At 72.2% G+C, this 3283-nt stretch carries 1 protein-coding gene; it reads right to left on the reverse strand.

All coding sequences use genetic code 11. The features are described from left to right. Nucleotides 1–3283: non-ribosomal peptide synthetase (locus A9X04_RS26000; RefSeq protein WP_156764542.1), on the reverse strand; the 3283-nt coding region annotated here is incomplete at both ends.

The following is a 3283-nucleotide window of genomic DNA, read 5'->3' on the forward strand; positions in this document are numbered from 1 at the left end:
CCGGCGGCGCGGGCCCGCGTCACCACCTGCATCGAGGAGATGCTGTCGCCGCCCAGGTCGAAGAAGGAGTCGTCGACCCCGACACGGTCCAGCCCCAGCACCTGGGCGTAGATGCCGGCCAGGATCTCCTCGACGGCGTTGTCGGGGGCGCGGTACCGGTCGGCGTCGGAGTATTCCGGTGCGGGCAGGGCTCGGGTGTCGAGCTTGCCGTTGGGGGTCAGCGGCAGCGCGTCGAGCACCACCACGGCGGCAGGGATCATGTACGCCGGCAACCGCTCGGCCAGCGCGGCGCGCACACCGGCCGGGTCGGCCGTTCCGGTGATGTAAGCGACCAGCCGCTTACCGCCGGGCCGGTCCTCGCGGGCGACGACGACCGCCTGCTCCACGCCGTCCAGCCAGGCCAGCGCGGCGCGCACCTCGCCGAGTTCGATGCGGTATCCGCGGATCTTGACCTGCTCGTCGGCGCGGCCCAGGTAGTCCAGCTGCCCGTCGGCGCGCCAGCGCACCAGGTCGCCTGTGCGATACATGCGGGTTCCGGCTCCGCCGAACGGGCAGGCCACGAACCGCGACGCCGTCAGGGGCGCCCGATGCCAGTACCCGCACGCCACGCCGGCACCGGCGACGTACAACTCGCCGACCACGCCGACGGGCACCGGCCGTAACCGCCCGTCCAGCACGAACAACGCTCCCCCGGGCACCGGCGAGCCGATCGGCACCACGCCGGACTCGACAGACGCCGACTCCAGCGGCCGGCTGACCGCCGTGTACACCGTGGCCTCAGTCGGGCCGTAGGCGTTGATCATCGCCCGGCCCGCTCCCCACTTGTCGACCAGCTCGGCCGGGCACGCCTCGCCGGCCACCACCAGGGCGGCCGACTCCAGCCCGTCGGGCGAGAGCATCGCGGCCGCCGACGGGGTCTGACTCAGCACGCTGACCCGTTCGGCCACCAGCAGCGCGTGGAAATCTTCGGGTGAGCGCGCCACCGACTCGGGCACCACGACCAGCCGGCCGCCGTGCAGCAGCGCGCCGAAGATCTCGTGGACCGAGACGTCGAAGGCCAGCGAATGCCACTGCGACCACACCCCGGCGCGCGGCAGACCGGCGTCCATGCGCGCCAGCAGCTGGGTCGCGTTCTGGTGGGTGACCGCGACGCCCTTGGGGACACCGGTGGTGCCGGACGTGTAGATGAGGTAGGCGAGGTCCTCCGGCCCCGGCGCGGTCAGCGTCGTGCCGGGCTGGGCGGGGGGCTCGAGGTTATCGACGTCGATCACCGGCACGTCGGTGCCGATGAGCCGGTCGGCCAGGTCGGCGGTGGTGATGACGGCCATGGGCGCGGCGTCGGAGAGCACGAATGCGATGCGCGACTCGGGCAACGCCGGGTCGATCGGCAGATAGGCCGCCCCGGCCTTGAGCACCGCCAGGATCGCGACAATCGCCTCGGCCGAACGCGAAAACAGCAGGGCGACAGACCGTCCGGGGACTGCGCCGCGGCCGGCCAACACGAGCGCCAACCGGTGCGCGGCCTCGTCCAGCTCGCGGTAGGTCATGGACCGGCCTGCGCACACCAGCGCGACCGACTCCGGTGTGCGCGCCACCTGCGCGGCGAACAGGGCCGGAAGGGACACCGGCGCCGCCACCGGCGCGGTCAGCACCGCGCGGTTCCCAAGCTTGTCGAGGCGGGCGTGCTCGGCCTCGTCGAGCAGATCCAGCGACGACAACGCCCGCGTGGGGTCGACGGTGATGGCCGTCAACGCCCGCTGCAACCGTCCGACGAGCGCCTGGATGCTGGCCGGGTCGAACACGTCGGTGCGGAACTCCACCGTCCCGCCGATACCGGCGGGCTCTCCGGCGGTGTCCCAGCGCTCGGCCAGCGAGAAGGTCAGGTCCATGCGGGCGGTTTGGGTGTCCACCGGCATCGGCGTGATCTCGACATCGCCCAGGGACAGCCCGGCGGCCGGGCCGCCGCCGTCCTGCCCGGCGAAGTTCTGCCAGGCCAGCATGACCTGGACCAAGGGGTGGTGGGTCAGGCTTCGGGCGGGGTTGAGCCGTTCGACCAGCACCTCGAACGGAACGTCCTGGTGTTCATAGGCGGCCAGGCTGCGCTGGCGCACCTGCGACAGCAGGTCGGTGAATGTGGGGTCGCCGCCCACGTCGACCCGGAGCACCAGGGTGTTGACGAAGAAGCCGACCAATTCGTCGAGGGCGGGGTCGCGCCGCCCTGCGATCGGGAAGCCCACCGCCACATCGGGGCTCGCGCTGAGCTTCGACAGCAGGACCGCCAGGGCCGTCTGGACCACCATGAAGCTGGTCGCGTTGTGCTTGCGGGCGACCGCGCCGACTTGCTGCTGAAGCTCTGTCGGCCAGTCGATTTCGACGGTGGCGCCGCGCTGATCGGCCACCAGCGGGTAGGGCCGATCGGTGGGCAGCTGCAGCCGGTCGGGCATCCCGGCCAGGGCCTCCTCCCAGTAGGCCAGCTGGGCGGCGATGGGGCTCTGGCGGTCGTCGAGGTCGCCCAGCTGCGCGCGCTGCCACAGCGTGTAGTCGACGTATTGCACGGGCAACGGCGCCCAGCCGGGGGCCTGCCCGGCGCACCGGCTGGCATACGCCATGCTCAGGTCGCGCACCAGCGGGGTGATCGACATGCCATCGGCGGCGATGTGGTGGACCACTGCCACCAGCACGTGCTCGTCGTCGCCGATGCGGAAAAGCTCTGCTCGCAGCGGGATTTCGGCGGCCAGGTCGAACGTGTAGCGCGCCGTGTCGCCGATGGCCTCGTCGAGCTGGCCGGCCGACCAGCCGCCGGCGTCCACGACCTCCCACCCGAATTCGGCCCGCTCGACGGGGGTCACCAGCTGCTGAGGCGTGCCCTCGGGCGCGGCGATCAGGGTGCGCAGGCTCTCGTGCCGGGCCATCACGTCGGCCAGCGCAGCCCCGAGCGCAACGGCGTCGAGCGGCCCGCTGAGCCGCAGGGCGGCCGCCATGTTGTAAACCGGTGACGGGCCCTGCAATTGGTCGAGGAACCACAGCCGGTTCTGCGCGAACGACAACGGAATCACCGCGGGCCGCTCGGCGGCCACCAGCGGCGCCGGGCCGACCGTGCCCTCACCGATCCGCAGTGCCAGCTGGGCGACGGTGGGCGCCTCGAACACGACGCGCACTGCAAGGCCGACGCCCAGCGCGCTGTTGATCGCGGCGATCAGGCCCATCGCCAGGATGCTGTCGCCGCCGAGTTCGAAGAAGGAGTCGTCGGTGCCCACGCGTTCGACGCCAAGGACCTCGGCGT

The organism is Mycobacterium sp. E3247 (genome assembly GCF_001667785.1).
Lineage (GTDB): Bacteria > Actinomycetota > Actinomycetes > Mycobacteriales > Mycobacteriaceae > Mycobacterium.